Source organism: Pseudomonas frederiksbergensis (assembly GCF_003732275.1).
Lineage (GTDB): Bacteria > Pseudomonadota > Gammaproteobacteria > Pseudomonadales > Pseudomonadaceae > Aquipseudomonas > Aquipseudomonas frederiksbergensis_H.
Genome location: NZ_MOBM01000039.1, coordinates 966,519 through 984,851, shown reverse-complemented (window position 1 = coordinate 984,851; position 18,333 = coordinate 966,519). Strand labels below are relative to the sequence as shown.

Here is an 18,333-nt window from a genome sequence, read left to right as displayed (position 1 = left end):
GGCGAGACGATCACCAAGGAAGTGGCAATGCTGTTTTTTAGAGGGTTTAAACCAGTCGTATGCTGGATGTTTTTGCTGGGCGCCCTGGGCTTTGGGCAATGGGTGAAGGCCGCACAATTGGCGACACATGAATCCCGGGAGCCAACCACCGTCGAACGCATTGAGCTGGACGCTCAGGAGCGGCAATGGATCGCTGAACATCCGATAGTTATCGTCGCGTCGGCTCAGTACCCGCTGTATCTGTTCAAGGATGAGCATGGCCACTGGAGCGGATTGAACAACGATGTGCTCAACCGCATCAGCGCCATGACAGGGTTGCGGTTCGTCCATGAAGAGTCGTTTTCCACCGACCAACTGCTGGAGCGACTGGAAAGCGGCGCGGCGGACATGAGCACGACGCTGGCGATGAATGACGAGCGCAAGATGTTTCTCGATTTCAGTCATGCGTTCGGCGGGGCGGGCTGGGTACTCGTGGGGCTGGCCGGCACGCCTGCGTTACAGTCCCTGGAACAGCTTTCGAAAAAAGTCCTGGTCTTGCCGACCCGGCACGCCCTGGAGGGGGTCATTCGTCGTGACTACCCGGCGATCGAGCTGCGCTCAGTCAAAACCTACGCTGAAGCCCGGGCACTGGTCGAAAGTGGTGAGGCTTACGCCACCATTGAAAACGAAATCGGAGCGCAGCTCTACCCCTTGGGCCGGCTCAAGGTAGGGCAGGCGGTGGAGGGCAAATGGGAGGCTGATCATTTGGCCGTCCGCAAAGGACAGCCGCAGTTATTGAGCATCCTCAACAAGGCGCTGGAGGCATTTCCACCCGCCAAGTTACGCGCCATGCGGTTGAAATGGCTGAATGGAGTTGCACCGGTACACGCCCCTTCGGCCTGGCAGCGTATAACCCAGTGGGGCTGCTGGAGCCTATTCATCGTTAGCCTGTTCGGCGTGCTCTCATTGCTTTGGAACCGCCGGCTCGCTGCACTGATCAAGCAACGTCTGGATGCCGAAAAAGACCTCAATGACCAGCTTGCCTTCCAGCATGCATTGATAGATGCCATGCCGGATCCGATGTTCGTGCGTGATCTGGAAGGGCGTTTGATCATGTGCAACAGAAGTTATGAGGAGCGCTTGTCGACCCGTTTCAACCAGGTTCAGGGGCGACAACTGACCGAACTCGATGTCTTGCCCAAAGAGACCGCCGAGCAGTTGCACGCCGAGTTCATGGCCCAGCTCGCTACTCGCAAGACCCGCTTCAGCGAACGTCAGTTGACGTTCAAGGACGGCGTCAGGGATATCTACCAGTGGACGGTGCCGTTCTACAGTGCGGACGGTCAATTGCGAGGACTGCTCGGCGGATGGAGCGATGTCGGCAAGCGTACAAGGCAGGCATGAAGGGTAATGCCAGTCAGTTAAGTGAAGGCCAAAACCTGTGGCGAGGGGGCTTGCCCCCGTTCGGCTGCGAAGCAGTCGCAAATCCGGTGCATGCGGTGTGCTTGGCAGAATGAGGTTGCAGGTTTTAGGACTGCTTCGCAGTCCAACGGGGGCAAGCCCCCTTCGCCACAGGTTTTGCACTTGACATCCTTTCTTCACTGACTGGCATTAAGCACGGATCAGCTGTTTTTTTACTGTCATCTTTACCGTGCATGCTCTAACTACCAGAGGCGCCGGTGCGCCTGCCGTTGGAATCCAGAACTTTCTTCTCGGGCCTGTGGTCATTTACTGTGGACACGCCCCAGGCACTTTGTTTTCGGACTATTGAGTGGTGATCGAGATGGAAAGTATCAGTCTATTGCTCGGTGAGGCTCTGAGCCCGTATCTGGTCAAGTTGACCCCATCGGGTGCCCATGGCGAATGCCTGGTGACACTGAAGAGTACGAGCGGCGCTATCGTGGTCGAACGGGCGTTCAATCAGGCCCAGTTAACCGACAAACGTCTGCTGACGGATGTCGTCGACGGGCTGCACCGCGACGTGCTGATCGCTGAAGGACGTCTGGAGCCCTGTGTCATCGCGGCGTTGCGCAATGCTGCTCAGGACAAGATCCTGGCCAGCCGAAATTGAATTGTTTTTTGTGGGAACCTTCCTGCGCCAAGGTCAGTCAGACCATGTAACAGCAGGATCAAGCATTGTGCTCCGGTGCTTGTAGCTTGTTGCTACTGGTCTTTATGTAGGCCACGTTTAACCCCGAGTCGTCTCCCCACTTCTCGGGGTTTCTTTTTGCCTGTGATTTGTCACTGCGCGGCCTGACGCTCGAAGAAGGCCCGGGTTTCTTCCAGGTAGTCCTTGCGTCTTTGCGGATCGAGCCAGTCGGCGTACAGCGGGTCCAGGCGCTCGCGGGGCAGGGCGCGCAATAGCTGATTGATTTCACTGATTGCCTCTCGCCCCTGGGGCGTATTCGAGCAACCGATGTACCCGGACAGGTACTTGCCCGTGCCTTTGACCGGATAAAACTCCAACTGATCATCGGCAATATGTTCCTGACGAGCCTGATAGCGGATTTCCGGCCAGTAGCCCAAGACCACCTGCAAACGACCCAGCCGCTGCATCTGCAATAGACTGCCAAGGGCGTTATTGCCGTAGTGGGGCGTCAGCACGCCGGGCGGCGCCTGTTGTAGCAGCGTGTCGAGGAACTGACCGTAACGGCGCTCGGCGATCACCCCGACTTTCTCTTGACCACTGGCCAACAGAGCTGCCAGGTCGACTTCATCGCCAAAGAGAAAGGGTTCCAGCACCGATCGATCTTCACGTCGGATTACCAACCCATTGCTGACCATCCGGAAAGCCGGGATGGAAAAGGCGATCCATTGCTCGCGCTCCCTGCTCCAAATCAGCGAGGGGTCGCAGGTCAAGGATTCTTCATGGAGCATTTGCATGCCACGGGCGCGATTGATCCGCATCAGGGTATGTTCGTATTGCGGCATGTCGGCGATCAACAGCGGCATCAGTTGATCAATAACCCCCTGGTCTTTTTTCGGGCCCTCGAAGACCGTCAGTGGCGGCAGATCGCGCAGCAGCCAGAGCAAATGCTCTTTAGGTTGCGCCAGGGCCGGGGATATCAGCCCCGCCAACAGCCCGAGCGCCGTCAGCGCGCGACCTGTGCCGGCGTAACCGATGACTGATGAAAGCAGGCGCTTCAGCTTAGATGGCCCCGTCTTCACGCAACTGTGTGATCTGTGCCGAGTCGTAGCCAAGATCGTGGAGTACCTGCGCATTGTGTTCACCCAGCTGCGGCCCGACCCATTCGGAGCTACCGGGTGTCTCAGAGAGTTTCGGCACAATGCCGGGCATCTTGAAGTCCTTGCCGTCGGGCAGCTTGGCTTGCAGGAACATTTCCCGGGCCAGGTACTGCGGATCGCTGAACATGTCTTCGGCACTGAAGATTCGGCTGGCGGGAACGTCGGCCTGGTTCAGTTGCTCAATCACCGCCTCGAGCGGCAGTGAGTTGACCCAGCGATCGATCACCCCGTAAATCTCGTCGCGACGGCTGTCGCGTCCGTCGTTGCTGGCCAGCACAGGGTCGTTGGCCAAGTCTTCGCGACCGATGATCAGCATGAAACGTTTGAAGATCGCATCACCGTTGGCGCCGATCTGCACGTGTTTGCCGTCGGCGCTGGTGTGAATGGAGGAGGGCGTGATGCCCGGCATGATGTTGCCGGTGCGCTCGCGGATGAAGCCGAACACATCGAACTCCGGGACCATGCTTTCCATCATGGCGAAGATCGCTTCATACAGCGCCACGTCCACCACTTGCCCCAAGCCGCCGTTGACCTCGCGATGACGCAAGGCCATCAGCGCGCCGATCACGCCCCAGAGTGCGGCAATCGAATCACCGATGGAAATCCCGGTGCGCACTGGCGGCCGATCCTCGAACCCGGTGATGTAGCGCAGGCCGCCCATGGACTCGCCGACCGCACCGAAGCCCGGCTGATCTTTCATCGGCCCGGTCTGGCCAAAGCCCGAGAGCCGCACCATTACCAGTTTCGGGTTCAGTGCGTGCAAGACTTCCCAGCCCAGACCGAGCTTTTCCAGCACGCCGGGGCGAAAATTCTCGATCAGAATGTCCGCTTTGCTGAGCAGCTGTTTCAGAATCGCCAAGCCGTCCGGATGTTTCAGGTTCAGGGTCAGAGACTTTTTGTTCCGTGCCTGAACGAACCACCACAGCGAAGTGCCTTCATACAACTTGCGCCATTTGCGCAACGGATCACCGCCGTCCGGGGACTCGATCTTGATCACTTCGGCGCCGAACTCGCCGCAAATACGCGAGGCAAACGGTCCGGCAATCAACGTACCCAATTCGATGACTTTCAGACCGGAGAGCGGTTTGTTGGAGAACGGCATGCTGAATCCTGTAGGACAAAGGCTGAACGGATGCAGAGTTTTAACATAGGCCGACGTCCGTCGCCCAAAGTTGATCGCCTTCAATTCGTTGATTGCCTGTTGCATCGGTTAGACTTGCCGCCTTTCCTCGTATCAAGAAGCCCGTTCATGGCCCAGCCGTCCACGACCTACAAGTTTGAACTGAACCTCACCGACCTCGACCGCAGCGTCTACGAGAGCGTGAAGCAGACCATCGCCCGTCACCCTTCGGAAACCGAAGAGCGCATGACCGTGCGGCTGCTGGCCTACGCCTTCTGGTACAACGAGCAGTTGTCCTTCGGTCGCGGTCTGTCAGACGTGGATGAGCCAGCGCTGTGGGAAAAGAGCCTGGATGATCGTGTCCTGCACTGGATCGAAGTCGGCCAGCCAGACGCCGATCGCCTGACCTGGTGCTCGCGCCGCACCGAGCGCACCAGCCTGCTGGCTTACGGCAGCCTGCGTGTCTGGGAAACCAAAGTGATTCCGGCGATCAAAAACCTGAAAAACGTTCACATCGCCGCTGTGCCTCAGGAAGTGCTGGAAACCCTGGCCAAGGACATGCCGCGCGTTATCAAGTGGGATGTGATGATCAGCGAAGGAACGATTTTCGTCACCGACGACCGTGGTCAGCACGAAGTCCAGTTGCAATGGCTGAGCGGCGAACGCGGCTGATTATTCGCCGCTGAACCGCGTTACCCGGTTTTATCCTACGTATTCAAGAGAAGCACCTGTCACCCCATGCGCATCGAACCTCGCCTGTTGCCCGACACCCTGCCATTCCTCGGTGATATTCCGCCGCTGCTGACCCGCCTTTACGCAGCGCGGGGCGTGCAATCCGAGGCTGAACTGGACAAGAGCCTGGCGCGGCTGATTCCGTACCAGCAACTCAAAGGCATCGATGCGGCGGTGGATTTGCTGGTGACGGCCCTGGAGCAACGTCAGCGGATTCTGATCGTCGGTGACTTCGACGCCGATGGTGCGACGGCCAGTACCGTGGGTATGCTGGGGTTGCGCCTGTTGGGCGCGGCGCATGTCGACTATCTGGTGCCGAACCGGTTCGAGTACGGCTATGGCCTGACGCCAGAGATCGTCGAAGTGGCGCTGACCCGCGAGCCGCAACTGCTGATCACCGTGGACAACGGCATCTCCAGCGTCGAAGGCGTGGCGGCGGCGAAAAAGGCCGGGCTCAAGGTGCTGGTCACCGATCACCACTTGCCCGGCGACGAGCTGCCGTTGGCCGATGCCATCGTCAATCCGAACCAGCCGGGTTGTGAGTTTCCGAGCAAAGCCCTGGCCGGTGTCGGGGTGATCTTCTATGTGCTGATGGCCCTGCGCGCGCGCTTGCGCAGCCTGGGTTGGTACGAGAGCAAGCCGCAGCCGAACATTGGCGAACTGCTGGATCTGGTGGCGCTGGGCAGCGTCGCCGACGTGGTGCCGCTGGATGCCAACAACCGGATTCTGGTGCATCAGGGCCTGGAGCGGATTCGCGCGGGGCGCGCGCGGCCGGGAATCAAGGCGATCCTTGAAGTGGCCAAACGTGACCATTCGCGCATCACTTCCACCGACCTGGGCTTCATCCTCGGCCCGCGTCTGAACGCGGCGGGGCGTCTGGATGACATGAGCCTGGGCATCGAATGCCTGCTCACCGAAGACGCGGGCGCTGCCCGTGAAATGGCCGCTCAACTGGATGGCATGAACCAGGACCGCAAATCCATCGAACAGGGCATGCAGCGTGAGGCGCTGGCCCAGCTCAAGGATTTGCCAGTGGAATCGATGCCGTTCGGCCTGTGCCTGTTCGATCCTGAGTGGCACCAGGGCGTCATCGGAATCCTCGCGTCGCGTATGAAAGAGCGCTATTTCCGTCCGACCATTGCCTTTGCCGATGCAGGTGATGGCCTGCTCAAGGGCTCGGGGCGTTCGGTCCAGGGCTTTCACATTCGCGATGCCTTGAGCGTGGTCGCGGCGCAGCATCCGAACCTGATCAGTAAATACGGTGGTCACGCCATGGCGGCGGGCCTGACGTTGCCGGAAGCGAATTTTCCGTTGTTTGCCGAGGCCTTTGACGCTGAAGTGCGTAGGCAATTGCGTGAAGAAGACCTGACCGGGCGCCTGCTGTCGGACGGCACTTTGGCGGTCGAAGAATTCCACCTGGAACTGGCCCGCGCCCTGCGCCACGCCGGGCCTTGGGGGCAACACTTCCCGGAGCCGCTGTTTCACGGGGTGTTTCAGTTGGTCGAGCAGCGTGTTGTGGGTGAACGACACCTCAAAGTGGTGCTGAAGAGTGAATGCGGTTCGGTGAAGCTGGACGGCATTGCCTTCGGGATCGACCGTGATATCTGGCCGAATCCGACCATCAAGTGGGTCGAATTGGCTTACAAACTCGACCTTAACGAGTTCCGTGGGAACGAGACCGTTCAGTTGATGATTGCCCACATCGAACCTCGATAGTGCATTAAAGATCAAAAGATCGCAGCCTTCGGCAGCTCCTACAGGTGTACGTCATGCCGTTGTAGGAGCTGCCGAAGGCTGCGATCTTTTCTTGAACCCTCCGCTGATCTCCGATGTCGACTAGGCTCTAAGCACTGCTTGATTATCCTTGTGACGTTTTGTCGAATTTTTTGCCCGCGGGGGCGGGTGCTGCACCTTTTTCCTGTCACTCGTCGACTATTCAAACAGAACCCTGGAGCCTGCCCACTGATTCGAGAGGTGCCCCATGAGTCTGCTGCTTGAACCCTATACCCTTCGTCAATTGACCTTGCTTAACCGCATTGCGGTGTCACCGATGTGCCAGTACTCCAGCGTCGATGGGCTGGCCAATGACTGGCATCTGGTCCACCTCGGCAGCCGTGCTATCGGCGGCGCTGGTCTGGTATTCACCGAAGCCACAGCGGTCACCGCTGATGGGCGCATTACCGCCCAGGACCTCGGCCTCTGGAATGATCAACAGATCGAATCCTTACAGCGTATTACGCGCTTCATCTCCGCCCAAGGCGCCGTTGCCGGCATCCAGTTGGCTCATGCCGGGCGCAAGGCCAGCACGCATCGGCCGTGGCTCGGCAAGCATGGCAGCGTCAAGCCGGAAGATGGCGGCTGGATCCCGGTCGGCCCTTCGCCGATCGCTTTCGACCCCCAGCACACACCACCCAAGCAACTCGATGAGGGCGAGATCGCTGAGGTTATCCAGGCCTTCGTCGATTCGGCCAAACGGGCGCTGACCGCCGGTTTCAAAGTAGTCGAAGTACACGCCGCCCACGGTTACCTGTTGCACCAATTTCTTTCGCCCTTGAGCAATCAGCGGCGCGATCAGTACGGCGGTTCGTTCGAGAATCGGATTCGGCTGGTGCTGCAAGTCACCGAAGCGGTGCGGGCCGTGTGGCCTGAAGAATTACCAGTGTTTGTGCGGGTGTCGGCCACCGATTGGGTGGAAGACGGCTGGAATCCCGATGAAACCGTGGAGCTGGCGCGACGCCTCAAAGATCTGGGTGTGGACCTGATCGATGTCTCATCGGGTGGTACGGCGGTAAACGCCGAGATTCCTACAGGCCCCGGTTACCAGACCCGTTTTGCCGAGAGGGTACGCAAGGAGTCAGGCATTGCCACCGGCACCGTAGGAATGATCACCGAACCGGCCCAGGCCGAGCACATTCTGCGTACCTGTCAGGCCGACATCATCTTCCTCGCTCGAGAGTTGTTGCGTGATCCGTATTGGCCGCTGCATGCCGATGATGATCTGGGCGGGAACAAGGCTATCTGGCCGGCGCAATACCAGCGGGCCACCCATCGTGACCAGCCGATTCATGAATCGGATTTGCGTGACTGAATGCCGCTGTAAAAACCAAAAAGCCCCGGTCGTGTTGATCGGGGCTTTTTGATTTTTGGGTCGGGATATTGCTCGGCTGTCCGGCCGTCTTCGCGAGCAAGCCCGCTCCCACATTGGATCGATGTCGATCACATTATTGTGAAACAACGCAGACCCCCTGTGGGAGCGAGCCTGCTCGCGAAGGGGCCATTTCAGACCCCGACTAACTCTCAGGTGTACTTACGCTTATCCGGCGCCGGCGGGAAATACTGGTACAACCAGGTTTCACTCAACGTCCGGTCATTGGTGCGAATGAACAATCGCAGCTCCACCGGCGCCACGCTGTCATTGGTCGGGTACCAGTCGAAGGTAATGCGGTAGCCCTTGATGTCATCGAGCACCAACACGTTGAACTCCTTCACTTCGCCGTTCGAGCAGGTCACCACTGGCTCGATTGCCGCGCCTTCGGGCAAGCGGTCCAGACCGCCGCCCGTGAAGTCCACGGCAAAGCGTCGCGCCCAGACTTCCGGGTAATGCTCGCCCGGCGCCCAGCCTTCAATGAAACCGCCCATGCCCGAACGGGTCGCGTGGACCCGCGCCAGCGGCGTGCTCACCGGTGGCAGGGAGCTCCAATAGAGCTTGTAACCGTAGTTGAGGGAGTCCCCGGCCGCGACCGGTTTTTTCGGCGTCCAGAACGCGACGATGTTATCCAGGGTTTCACCGGTTGTAGGAATTTCCAGCAAATCGATAGAGCCTTCGCCCCACGTGGTTGTAGGTTCTACCCACAAGCTCGGGCGCTTGCTGTACCAGTCGACGGTGTCCTGATAATTGGCGAACTCGTGATCGGTCTGCACCAAGCCAAAGCCTTTCGGATCGGTGTCGGCGAAGGCATTGAATTGCAGGGTGCCCGGGTTGTTCAGCGGGCGGCAGATCCACTCGCCATTGCCGCGCCACATGGCCAGGCGATCGGAGTCGTGGATTTGCGGGTGAATGGTGTCGCACATGCGCCGCTCATGGGTGCCGCAGCTGAACATGCTGGTCATCGGTGCGATGCCCAGTTGCTCGATGGAGGTGCGGGCATTGACGTGGGCGTCGACTTCCATCACCACACGCTCGGCCTGGCAATCGATATCAAAACGGTAGGCGCCAGTGGCGCTCGGCGAATCGAGCAAGGCATAAACCACGAAGCGGGTGCTGTCCTTGTCCGGTGTCTCGAACCAGAACTTGGTGAAATCCGGGAACTCTTCGCGCTTCTTGGCGTACGTATCGATCGCCAGGCCGCGGGCCGACAAACCGTACTGGCCGGAGGCATCTACCGCGCGGAAATAGCTGGCGCCGAGGAACGACAATACGTCGTGCTGATTCAGCTCCGGGGCCTTGAACAGCTTGAACCCGGAAAAGCCCAGATCGGCCTTGAGCTGTTTAGTGTCGACGGTGGTTTTTTCGTAGTTGAACAGAGACGGGCGGAAATGCACCTCGCGCGCCAGTCGAGTCTTGGGATCGACGCTGTACATGCGCACCGGTTGCTTGAAACCCATGCCGACGTGGAAAAACTGCACGTCCAGCTGACCCTTCAAGTCCTTCCACAGCGAGTGATTGCCGTCGTAGCGGATCGCGTTGAAGTTCTGCGGCGTCATGGTCGCCAGCGTCGGCGGCAGCACCTGCTTGGTGTCCTGATAAGGCTTGCCAGCGAGCTGTTTGGCCTGGCTCTTCAGCGCTTCGAAGTCGAACGCCACAGCGTCGCCATCAGCAGTGCTGCTGCCAGCCCAGGCGCGTGCCGCCAATAGGCCGGTGGCCGAGAGACCAGTGTAAGCCGCGATGGCCATGGAGGCTTTGAGCAAATTCCTGCGGTGCATAAGTACAACCTGTCGTGAACAATCCCGCGCCGTTCCTGGCACGTGCTGGATCAGAAATATCGGTTCGGACATGCCTTGGCCAAACGCAACGGACCTTAAAGAGATGCCAAATACTTTAAACCGTTCGGTTGCAGAGCAAAAATGATTGATGGCACCGCGACAGCGCGGCAATGAAACAAGACATTTCAGGTAACGTTTCTCACAGCACTTTCTGATTTATAGGGCATATCTGCTTTTTTCGACTAATTACTCTAAAAACCGCTTTTCAGCGCCGAATTAATTTCTATTCTATGGGCATGACCGGTTTCGGCCCTTCAGGCCGGTGGGTTCGGCAGGCACAAGGTGACCGCTGAAAGTGATAGGGCGATGCGGTTTTGAAGTTTTCTCTGACGTATAGAAGGACATCGTCCATGTCGAAAGTACAAGGCATCACTGAAATATTAGGAATCTTCCCTTGCCTGGCCATCGGTCGGCGAAGGCGTCGGCTCAGTTCGGAGGAGTTGAAGTTGGTGGAGCGGTATCGCGAGCTGTCGGAGAGTGACCGGATTGCAATGCGGTATCTGGTGGATGCGATGCGCAGTGTTTCGCGGTTTTAACGGTAGGGGATTGAGTGGTGTTGGAAAACCAAAGGGACGGACTGTAAAAGTCCGTCCCTTTGTGCATCAGCTCAACGGCTACATATCGTGAACGGCCGTTGCGCCTGCATTAAATCAGGCATGTCCCGCCACTTGATCCAGGCCTGATGCTGCCAATGCAGCAGCGGCACAGAGATCCCCGCCCACTGCAACGAACTCAGGCTCGGGATGTTTTCCATCGATGCCGCGTTCGAATCACGCAACATTGGCATGACCTCGTTGCTCAGCCACTGGCGCAGGTTTCGGTTTTCCGGGACGAAATGATGAACGAGCAGGGCATACATCCCTGATTCGCTGACCATCAGTGATTCGACCGTTTTGCCGTTCTTCAGCAGGCAGACATATTGGCGCTGATCAGGGTCGAGCTTCAGGGTGAGTCGTTGGTCTAGTGGGCGGCCCATTAAGCGACCTAGATCCTGAACGCAGAACCAAGCTTGGTTAGCTTGCATGATGGAGTGGAGGAATCGGTTGTGGCGGGTGAAGACGGTAGGGATGAAATGAGGATGGGTCATGGCCTGCCTCCAATGTTAGCGAGAGGGCATTTTGTTACGAAGGCTTCAGGTGAATTTGGGATGTGCCTAAGCATTTGTTCGACTCCATGTTGAAAAGGGAGCCGCCACTAATCCTTCGACAGATTTGGGTGGCGGACCGTGCGGCGTTCGAAGTCGGGACATTCTCGATCAACATGGAAGCCAAGAGGCCCGCGCCACACAGCCCACCATAAAGCGAGACTGGAAGGCAAAAAAGCTTCAGCTCATATGGTGGCGCGGATGCGCCATGTTGATGATGTACCGGCTTCGACCCCGGGTCGCTGATTTGGCAGCGACGAGGTGAAGCCTATCGTTCAGGCGCTCGCGGCGCCAAGTCTACTCTGGCGACGCTTGTTGTAGGAATCGTTGCCTTTACTTGAAGGCTCCATCTGTAGGAATTTCCTGTTTTTGCACTAGGTGCAGGGAGACAGCGCCAAATGAATGGTTTTTCCTATATTCATTCTGCTTTCCGGAGTTAAGTGCAGGATTTCTACATGTTGATCGAATTTTCGGTTTCCAATTATCGCTCCTTCCGTGATGCGCAAACCCTGTCCATGGTTGCGACCCCACGTCTGAGTAAAAAACGCAATGTATTCAAACCTTCCGTGAGTGGCGAAAAACTACCGGACTTGTTGAAGGTAGCGGCGATTTACGGGCCAAACGCGTCCGGTAAATCTTCCCTTATCCAGGCGATGGGGATCATGGGACGCTTGCTCGCAACGACCCCCTCCTCAAATGATGAACCGCTGCCGGTTTCACCGTTTCGTTTTGATCCGCAGCTCAAGAACGAGCCCAGTTTTTTTGAGTACAACTTCATTCAAAAAGGGCTCCGATACCGGTTTGTTCTGCGCATTACTTCGCAACGGATAATCAAGGAGCAGCTGGTCTTCTATCCCAAAGGGAAAGAAACACTGCTGTATGAACGTCATTTTGGTGATGAGGGAGAGCAGTATGTTTTTGGTTCAAGTCTTGAAGGGGGGAAGGATGTCCACAATGCCTGGCGGCGCCTGACGAGCCCGAAGGTGTTGTTTATTTCGCAGGCTGTTGCGAACAGCAGCGAAGAATTGACGCAGTTGCGAGCGCCGTTTACCTGGTTTCAAACCGGTCTTCTTGTCATTGAACAGAACAATATGATGGGGCTGTCTGCCGCCTCCATCAGGTTTTTGCAGGTTGCCTCGGACTACACAGTTGATTTGAAGGAGTTCTTAAGGGCAGTGGATATTCCGGTGTCTGCTATTCAACTCAATACTGAGGGTGCAGATGCTGTTCCGACCAAGAAGAAGCTCACGTTTAAAGAATTCTTCGCGGCGGCGCAAAAGGACAAAGTGACCCTGACACATACAAGTCTTTTGGGAACAGCAGAGTTTGATTTTTCAGAGGAGTCCGGAGGCACAAAAAACCTGATTGGCTTTTGGCTGCCCTGGTTCATGATCAATCGCGCAGATGGAAGCGGGATACTATCTGTCGATGAGTTGGACAGCAGCCTCCATCCTGAAATAGTTGCTGATCTGATCGGGAAACATCTCGATAGCGGATTGGATACTCAGCTGATATTTACGACACACGATACTCATCTAATGAATGCAAAAATTCTGCGGCGTGATCAGTTCTGGATCACTGAGCGCGATGCCAATGGTGCAACCAGTATTTTTTCCGTTCACGATTTTGAAGGGCGAGAGGGGGAGGATGTTGAGAAACGCTACTTTGAAGGCCGTTACCGCGGTTTGCCGCTGATCAGGCGGGGGTGACCAATGGTGCACTCGACAAAATCATTTGATCGGAAGAAATCAAGATTCAAACCTCAGCCCCAAGTGCTGGTTCTCTGTGAAGATAGCAAGTCAGGAAAACGGTATCTGGAGGAGGCCGCCTTTCATTTTCGCGCCAAAGCTCAGGTAGAAATTGCCCACTGCGGTGTCACGCACCCGAGCGGAATAGTAGAAAGAGCCATTGCCCGTCAGAAACGTTTCGACAGAGTGTTTTGTGCATTGGATCGCGATACGCATCAATGTTTTGAGAGAGCGATAGATCTGGCGAGACCTCATCCGAAAATCAAAGTCATAGCATCGTTTCCCTGTTTTGAGTTTTGGCTTCTTTTGCACTTCGGCTTCAATCGAAAGCCATTTAGAGCTGTTGGGAAAAACTCTCCGGGTGACTTGGTGGCCAAGAGTCTCAGAGAAAAGCCGAACATGGATAAGTACCAGAAGGGCAAAGGCATCAACTATTTTGCTCAGCTATTGGGTGAGCCTTTTCAAAAAGCCAGAGCTTTGGCACCCAAGATTCTCGAAGACGTCGCCATCAGCGGCGAACCCAATCCCAGTACCGAAATCCATCTGCTGATGGATGAATTCGAATCCCTCTCCAAGCCTCAGCCGATCTAACGCCATCAACCCTGCCCACAGATGTGAGCAGGGTTGATGGTGTTAGATCGGTTCAATTTATTCTGGTTTTTGGCGTGGAATCTGGCGGTGCGCGTTATCGATGCCTTCCTTGATTGTGCGGCGACGCCATCGCGGGCAAGCCACGCTCCCACAGGTTCAGTGCAGTTCCTGTAGGAGCGAAGCTTTTAATGCTTGAACATCACATGCCGCACAACGGTGTAGTCCTCCAGCCCATACATGGACATGTCTTTCCCATAACCGGACAGTTTCTGACCGCCGTGAGGCATTTCGCTGACCAGCATGAAGTGGGTGTTCACCCATGTGCAGCCGTACTGCAGGCGTGCAGACAGGCGATGCGCGCGACCAACGTCCGCGGTCCAGACTGACGACGCAAGGCCATAGTCTGAATCGTTGGCCCAGGCGAGTGCTTGGGCTTCATCGGTGAATTGGGTGACCGACACTACCGGCCCGAATACCTCGCGGCGCACGATCTCGTCGTCCTGTTGCACGTCGGCCAGCACCGTCGGTTCAAAGAAGAAACCATTGCCTTCCACCGCTTTGCCACCAGTGATCAAACGAATGTGCGGTTGCGCCATGGCACGTTCGACCAACGCGGTCACGCGGTCGCGATGTTGTGCGCTGATCAACGGGCCCAGCTCCGTCGAGGGATCGTCCTGCAAGCCGTACTTGATACTGCTGACGGCCGCACCGAGCTTCTCGACGAACTGGTCGTAGATGCCTGCTTGCGCGTAAATGCGGCAGGCGGCGGTGCAATCTTGACCGGCGTTGTAGAAACCGAAGGTGCGAATGCCTTCCACGGCGGCGTCGATGTCGGCATCGTCGAAGATGATCACCGGCGCCTTACCGCCCAGTTCCATGTGCATGCGTTTGACGTTGCCGGCGGTGCTGGAAATGATGTTCGAACCGGTGGCGATGGAGCCGGTCAGCGACACCATGCGCACTTTCGGGTGAGTGACCAATGGGCTGCCGACCGTAGGACCACGACCGAACACCAGGTTAAGCACGCCAGCCGGGAAGATTTCCGACGCCAGTTCTGCCAGGCGCAGGGCGGTCAGTGGGGTTTGTTCCGACGGTTTGAGCACCACGGTATTACCGGCGGCCAGGGCCGGGGCGATTTTCCAGGCGACCATCATCAGCGGGTAGTTCCACGGCGCGATGGAGGCAATCACGCCCACCGGGTCGCGGCGGATCATTGAGGTGTGGCCGGGCAGGTATTCCCCTCCCAGCGCGCCGCTCATGCAACGGTTGGCGCCGGCGAAGAAACGGAACACGTCGGCAATCGCCGGGATCTCATCGTTCAGCGCGGCGCTGTAGGGTTTGCCGCAGTTGTCCGACTCCAGCTTGGCCAGCTCTTCGCCATGGGCTTCGATGATGTCGGCAAGTTTGAGCAGCAGCAACGAGCGTTCTTTCGGCGTGGTTTGCGACCAGGCTTCGAAGGCGTTGTCGGCGGCCCGCACGGCGGCGTCGACCTGGGCTTCGCTGGCTTCGTTGATTTCTACCAGCACACGGCCGAGGGCCGGGTTGAACACGGCTTGGGCGGGGCCGTCGCCATTGACGAGTTGGCCGTTGATCAAGAGTTTGGTTTGCATGGCTATGTCCTCATCGAAGCGATTGTATTTCCTCTATGGGAACCGGATCTAATATGGGAGCGGGCTTGCTCGCGAAGAGGTCATCACATTCAACGTTGATGTTGGCTGACCCACCGCCTTCGCGAGCAAGCCCGCTCCCACATTAGATCTCCGTTCCAACAGAGGGGTAGTCGTTGTCAGTTATTTCCCGCCACTGCCCGCAACGCTTTCGCCACCCCGGGTCAGGTAATAGGCGCCGAGGATCGGCAGCATGGTCACCATCATCACCAGCATTGCGACAACGTTGGTCACCGGCACGTCCCGTGGGCGGCTGAGCTGATTGAGCAGCCACAGCGGCAAGGTGCGTTCATGGCCGGCGGTGAAGGTGGTGACGATGATTTCGTCGAACGACAGGGCAAACGCCAGCATGCCTCCGGCGAGTAACGCCGAGCCGAGGTTTGGCAGGACGATGTAGCGGAAGGTCTGCCAACCGTCGGCGCCGAGGTCCATCGACGCTTCGATCAAACTATATGACGTGCGGCGCAAGCGGGCGATGACATTGTTGTAGACGATCACCACACAGAAGGTCGCGTGACCGACGATGATGGTGAACATCCCCGGTTCGATCCCCAGCGTTTTGAAGGTCGCCAGCAGCGCGATCCCGGTGATGATCCCGGGCAGGGCAATCGGCAGGATCAGCATCAGCGAGATGCCTTGCTTGCCGAAGAAATCCCGCCGGTACAACGCCGCCGACGCGAGGGTGCCGAGGACCAGCGCAATCAGCGTCGCGACGGCCGCGATTTGCAACGACAGCTTGATCGCTTCCAGCACGTCCGGCCGGGAGAACGCCACGCCGATCCACTTCAGGGTGAAGCCCTTGGGCGGAAAGCTGAACGCCGCGTCTTCGGTGTTGAAGGCGTAGAGGAAGATGATCAGGATCGGGAAGTGCAAAAACATCAACCCACCCCAGGCGGCGATGCGCAGGCCCAGGGATGCCCGATCTTGAGATGAAGCATCAGAGCGCATCGAAAGCCCCCAGACGTTTGACGATGGACAGGTAAATGGCGATCAGCACGATCGGCACCAGCGTGAAGGCCGCCGCCATCGGCATATTGCCGATCGCTCCTTGCTGGGCGTAGACCATGCTGCCGATGAAGTAGCCCGGCGGGCCCACCAGTTGCGGCACGATGAAGTCGCCCAGGGTCAGGGAAAAGGTGAAGATCGAGCCGGCCGCGATGCCCGGAATCGACAGCGGCAGAATCACTTGCATGAAGGTCTGACGCGGCTTGGCGCCGAGGTCCGCCGAGGCTTGCAGCAAGGAGGGCGGCAGGCGTTCCAGTGACGCCTGGATCGGCAGGATCATGAACGGCAGCCAGATGTAGACGAACACCATGAACCGCCCCAGATGCGAGGTCGACAAGGTGCTGCCGCCGACGCCCGGAATCCCGAGCACTAACTGCAACACCGGCTCCAATCCCAGGTGCTGAACGAACCACTGGGCCACGCCGCCCTTGGCCAGCAGCAAGGTCCAGGCGTAGGCCTTGACGATGTAACTCGCCCACATCGGCATCATCACCGCGATGTAGAAAAACGCCTTGGTCTTGCCAGTGGTGTAACGCGCCATGTAGTAGGCGATCGGAAATGCCACCACCGCACTGGCGATGGACACGATGACGGCCATGCTCAGGGTGCGCAGGATGATGTCAAAGTTCGACGGCTGGAACAGCGCAGCGAAGTTCGCCAGGGTCAGCTCGGGGGTGACGGCCATGGTGAAGTCATCGAAGGTGTAGAAGCCTTGCCACAACAACGTCAACAGCGATCCGAGGTAGATCGCGCCGAACCAGAGCAACGGCGGCACCAGCAACAGCGACAGATACAGGTTCGGTCGGCGGTACAGCAGGTTGGAGAGCCGGCGCAACGGCGAGTCGCTGGCCGGGGTTTGAGAGGGGGCCACGCTGTTCATCTCATACCCCGCCCACAACATTGTCGTGCAGCGGGATCATCGCTTCGCGCGCCCAACGAGCGCTGATGCGTTGCCCGGTCTGATGTTGCGCGCTGACGTCCAGCCACTGGACGTTGGCCTGGCTGATATTCAACGTCTGGCCGTTTTCCAGCTTCAGTTCATAGCGGGTCGCACTGCCCTGGTACTGGATGTCATGCAGCAGGCCGCTGACTTCGATTTCATGGCTGGCCAGCGGGCCTTCGGCGAAACGCACGTGTTCCGGGCGGATCGAAAACGGCTGTGGATTGCCGCTCAACTGCCGCGCCAGATCGCCGCGAATCACATTGGAAGTGCCGACGAATTCAGCGACGAAGGTGGTTGCCGGTTTCATGTACAGGTTGCGCGGCGTGTCGACCTGTTCGATGCGGCCCTTGTTGAACACGGCCACGCGGTCGGACATCGACAGCGCCTCGGTCTGATCGTGAGTGACGAAGATAAAGGTGATGCCGAGCTGGCGTTGCAGCTTCTTCAGCTCGCCTTGCATTTGCTCGCGCAGCTTCAGATCGAGGGCGCCCAAGGGTTCGTCGAGCAACAACACGCGAGGGCGGTTAACCAGTGCGCGGGCCAGGGCCACACGCTGACGCTGGCCGCCGGAGAGTTGAACCGGTTTGCGCTCGCCGTAGCCACCAAGGGCGACCATATCGAGGGCTTCTTCGGCGCGTTTTTGGCGTTCGGACTTGCCGACACCTTTGACTTTCAAACCGTAGGCGACGTTGTCGAGTACGTTCATGTGCGGGAACAGCGCGTAATCCTGGAACACGGTGTTCACGTCGCGCTGATACGGCGGCAGCCCGGCGGCTTCGGCGCCATGAATACGGATGGAGCCAGTGCTCGGTTGTTCGAAACCGGCGATCAGGCGCAGACAGGTGGTTTTGCCCGAGCCGGAAGGGCCCAGCAGGGAAAAGAACTCGCCGTCCTGGATATCGATAGAAACCCGGTCAACGGCCTTCACTTCGCCAAACTGACGGGAAACGTTGGTGAACTGGACTGCAAGCGTCATGGTGCGGAGCTCCGAAAGGCGAGAATCGTCACAGTGGCCTTGTCTGGCCTTCTGAAAAACCTGAAACGGTGTGCTTTTGTGGCGAGGGAGCTTGCTCCCGCTGGAGTGCGTAGCACTCCCAAAAAGGGTCAATGCGGTTTAGCTGAAAGACCGCAGTGACTGCTTTGGGGCGGCTTCGCCACCCAGCGGGAGCAAGCTC

The 18,333-nt window shown here is 58.0% G+C and carries 16 protein-coding genes; 8 read left to right on the top strand and 8 right to left on the bottom strand.

All coding sequences use genetic code 11. The features are described 5' to 3' along the window. Nucleotides 1-27: 27 nt before the first annotated feature. Both BK662_RS30775 and BK662_RS30765 read left to right on the top strand, forming a co-directional pair. On the top strand, nt 28-1,383 hold the full coding sequence (locus BK662_RS30775) for a transporter substrate-binding domain-containing protein (RefSeq protein ID WP_123360682.1): 1,356 nt from the start codon (nt 28-30) through the stop codon (nt 1,381-1,383). 379 nt (nt 1,384-1,762) lie between these two features. Further along, complete coding sequence (locus BK662_RS30765) at nt 1,763-2,050, top strand: DUF3509 domain-containing protein (RefSeq protein ID WP_008014014.1); 288 nt, start codon at nt 1,763-1,765, stop codon at nt 2,048-2,050. Between the two features lie 170 nt (nt 2,051-2,220). On the opposite strand, the gene BK662_RS30760 is transcribed toward BK662_RS30765, so the two are convergent. Both BK662_RS30760 and BK662_RS30755 read right to left on the bottom strand, forming a co-directional pair. Further along, nucleotides 2,221-3,147: a TIGR02285 family protein gene (locus BK662_RS30760; RefSeq protein ID WP_123360681.1), complete on the bottom strand. Its 927-nt coding sequence runs from the start codon at nt 3,145-3,147 to the stop codon at nt 2,221-2,223. Beyond that, entirely contained in the window at nt 3,128-4,327 is a 1,200-nt protein-coding gene (locus BK662_RS30755) for a CaiB/BaiF CoA transferase family protein (protein WP_123360680.1), read from the bottom strand. The genes BK662_RS30760 and BK662_RS30755 overlap by 20 nt, the downstream gene beginning before the upstream one ends. A gap of 147 nt (nt 4,328-4,474) precedes the next feature. Here BK662_RS30755 and BK662_RS30750 point away from each other — a divergent pair, with 147 nt between their 5' ends. The 3 genes from BK662_RS30750 (at nt 4,475) to BK662_RS30740 (ending at nt 8,165) form a co-directional block, all read left to right on the top strand. Continuing rightward, nucleotides 4,475-5,017, top strand: coding sequence for a YaeQ family protein (locus BK662_RS30750; RefSeq protein ID WP_007897614.1), 543 nt, complete (start codon nt 4,475-4,477; stop codon nt 5,015-5,017). 66 nt (nt 5,018-5,083) lie between these two features. Then, complete coding sequence (gene recJ / locus BK662_RS30745) at nt 5,084-6,793, top strand: single-stranded-DNA-specific exonuclease RecJ (protein WP_123360679.1); 1,710 nt, start codon at nt 5,084-5,086, stop codon at nt 6,791-6,793. A gap of 265 nt (nt 6,794-7,058) precedes the next feature. Next, the gene (locus BK662_RS30740) at nt 7,059-8,165 is read left to right on the top strand and encodes an NADH:flavin oxidoreductase/NADH oxidase (RefSeq protein WP_123360678.1); all 1,107 of its coding nucleotides are present in this window, start codon (nt 7,059-7,061) and stop codon (nt 8,163-8,165) included. A gap of 209 nt (nt 8,166-8,374) precedes the next feature. Here BK662_RS30740 and BK662_RS30735 read toward each other — a convergent pair whose 3' ends face one another. Continuing rightward, nucleotides 8,375-10,000: a glucan biosynthesis protein D gene (locus BK662_RS30735; RefSeq protein WP_123360677.1), complete on the bottom strand. Its 1,626-nt coding sequence runs from the start codon at nt 9,998-10,000 to the stop codon at nt 8,375-8,377. Nucleotides 10,001-10,410: 410 nt separating this feature from the next. On the opposite strand from BK662_RS30735, the gene BK662_RS30730 reads away from it, so the two are divergent. Beyond that, nucleotides 10,411-10,596, top strand: a complete 186-nt coding sequence (locus BK662_RS30730) for a hypothetical protein (protein ID WP_123360676.1) — start codon at nt 10,411-10,413, stop codon at nt 10,594-10,596. Nucleotides 10,597-10,667: 71 nt separating this feature from the next. Here the strand turns inward: BK662_RS30730 and BK662_RS30725 are convergent, their stop codons facing one another. Continuing rightward, nucleotides 10,668-11,147: a BRO-N domain-containing protein gene (locus tag BK662_RS30725; protein WP_123360675.1), complete on the bottom strand. Its 480-nt coding sequence runs from the start codon at nt 11,145-11,147 to the stop codon at nt 10,668-10,670. A gap of 512 nt (nt 11,148-11,659) precedes the next feature. Here BK662_RS30725 and BK662_RS30720 point away from each other — a divergent pair. After that, nucleotides 11,660-12,913, top strand: a complete 1,254-nt coding sequence (locus BK662_RS30720; protein WP_123360674.1) for an AAA family ATPase — start codon at nt 11,660-11,662, stop codon at nt 12,911-12,913. Nucleotides 12,914-12,916: 3 nt separating this feature from the next. Then, on the top strand, nt 12,917-13,543 hold the full coding sequence (locus BK662_RS30715) for an RloB family protein (RefSeq protein WP_123360673.1): 627 nt from the start codon (nt 12,917-12,919) through the stop codon (nt 13,541-13,543). Between the two features lie 185 nt (nt 13,544-13,728). On the opposite strand, the gene BK662_RS30710 is transcribed toward BK662_RS30715, so the two are convergent. From BK662_RS30710 to BK662_RS30690, 4 genes are all read right to left on the bottom strand, one after another. After that, nucleotides 13,729-15,153, bottom strand: coding sequence for a gamma-aminobutyraldehyde dehydrogenase (locus BK662_RS30710; protein ID WP_123360672.1), 1,425 nt, complete (start codon nt 15,151-15,153; stop codon nt 13,729-13,731). Nucleotides 15,154-15,333: 180 nt separating this feature from the next. Beyond that, the gene (locus tag BK662_RS30700; RefSeq protein WP_123360671.1) at nt 15,334-16,158 is read right to left on the bottom strand and encodes an ABC transporter permease; all 825 of its coding nucleotides are present in this window, start codon (nt 16,156-16,158) and stop codon (nt 15,334-15,336) included. After that, a complete protein-coding gene (locus tag BK662_RS30695; RefSeq protein ID WP_123360670.1) occupies nt 16,148-17,095 on the bottom strand; it encodes an ABC transporter permease in 948 nt (315 codons plus the stop codon). The genes BK662_RS30700 and BK662_RS30695 overlap by 11 nt, the downstream gene beginning before the upstream one ends. Nucleotide 17,096: 1 nt before the next feature. Then, nucleotides 17,097-18,134, bottom strand: coding sequence for an ABC transporter ATP-binding protein (locus BK662_RS30690; RefSeq protein ID WP_123360669.1), 1,038 nt, complete (start codon nt 18,132-18,134; stop codon nt 17,097-17,099). Nucleotides 18,135-18,333 lie beyond the last annotated feature (199 nt).

Coding starts and splice junctions, on each gene's coding strand:
- BK662_RS30735 (WP_123360677.1), bottom strand. CDS start 10,000: ATGCACCGCAGGAATTTGCTCAAAGCCTCCATGGCCATCGCGGCTTAC.
- BK662_RS30755 (WP_123360680.1), bottom strand. CDS start 4,327: ATGCCGTTCTCCAACAAACCGCTCTCCGGTCTGAAAGTCATCGAATTG.
- BK662_RS30695 (WP_123360670.1), bottom strand. CDS start 17,095: ATGAACAGCGTGGCCCCCTCTCAAACCCCGGCCAGCGACTCGCCGTTG.
- BK662_RS30740 (WP_123360678.1), top strand. CDS start 7,059: ATGAGTCTGCTGCTTGAACCCTATACCCTTCGTCAATTGACCTTGCTT.
- BK662_RS30775 (WP_123360682.1), top strand. CDS start 28: ATGCTGTTTTTTAGAGGGTTTAAACCAGTCGTATGCTGGATGTTTTTG.
- BK662_RS30720 (WP_123360674.1), top strand. CDS start 11,660: ATGTTGATCGAATTTTCGGTTTCCAATTATCGCTCCTTCCGTGATGCG.
- BK662_RS30700 (WP_123360671.1), bottom strand. CDS start 16,158: ATGCGCTCTGATGCTTCATCTCAAGATCGGGCATCCCTGGGCCTGCGC.
- BK662_RS30725 (WP_123360675.1), bottom strand. CDS start 11,147: ATGACCCATCCTCATTTCATCCCTACCGTCTTCACCCGCCACAACCGA.
- BK662_RS30715 (WP_123360673.1), top strand. CDS start 12,917: ATGGTGCACTCGACAAAATCATTTGATCGGAAGAAATCAAGATTCAAA.
- BK662_RS30730 (WP_123360676.1), top strand. CDS start 10,411: ATGTCGAAAGTACAAGGCATCACTGAAATATTAGGAATCTTCCCTTGC.
- BK662_RS30690 (WP_123360669.1), bottom strand. CDS start 18,134: ATGACGCTTGCAGTCCAGTTCACCAACGTTTCCCGTCAGTTTGGCGAA.
- recJ (WP_123360679.1), top strand. CDS start 5,084: ATGCGCATCGAACCTCGCCTGTTGCCCGACACCCTGCCATTCCTCGGT.
- BK662_RS30750 (WP_007897614.1), top strand. CDS start 4,475: ATGGCCCAGCCGTCCACGACCTACAAGTTTGAACTGAACCTCACCGAC.
- BK662_RS30710 (WP_123360672.1), bottom strand. CDS start 15,153: ATGCAAACCAAACTCTTGATCAACGGCCAACTCGTCAATGGCGACGGC.
- BK662_RS30765 (WP_008014014.1), top strand. CDS start 1,763: ATGGAAAGTATCAGTCTATTGCTCGGTGAGGCTCTGAGCCCGTATCTG.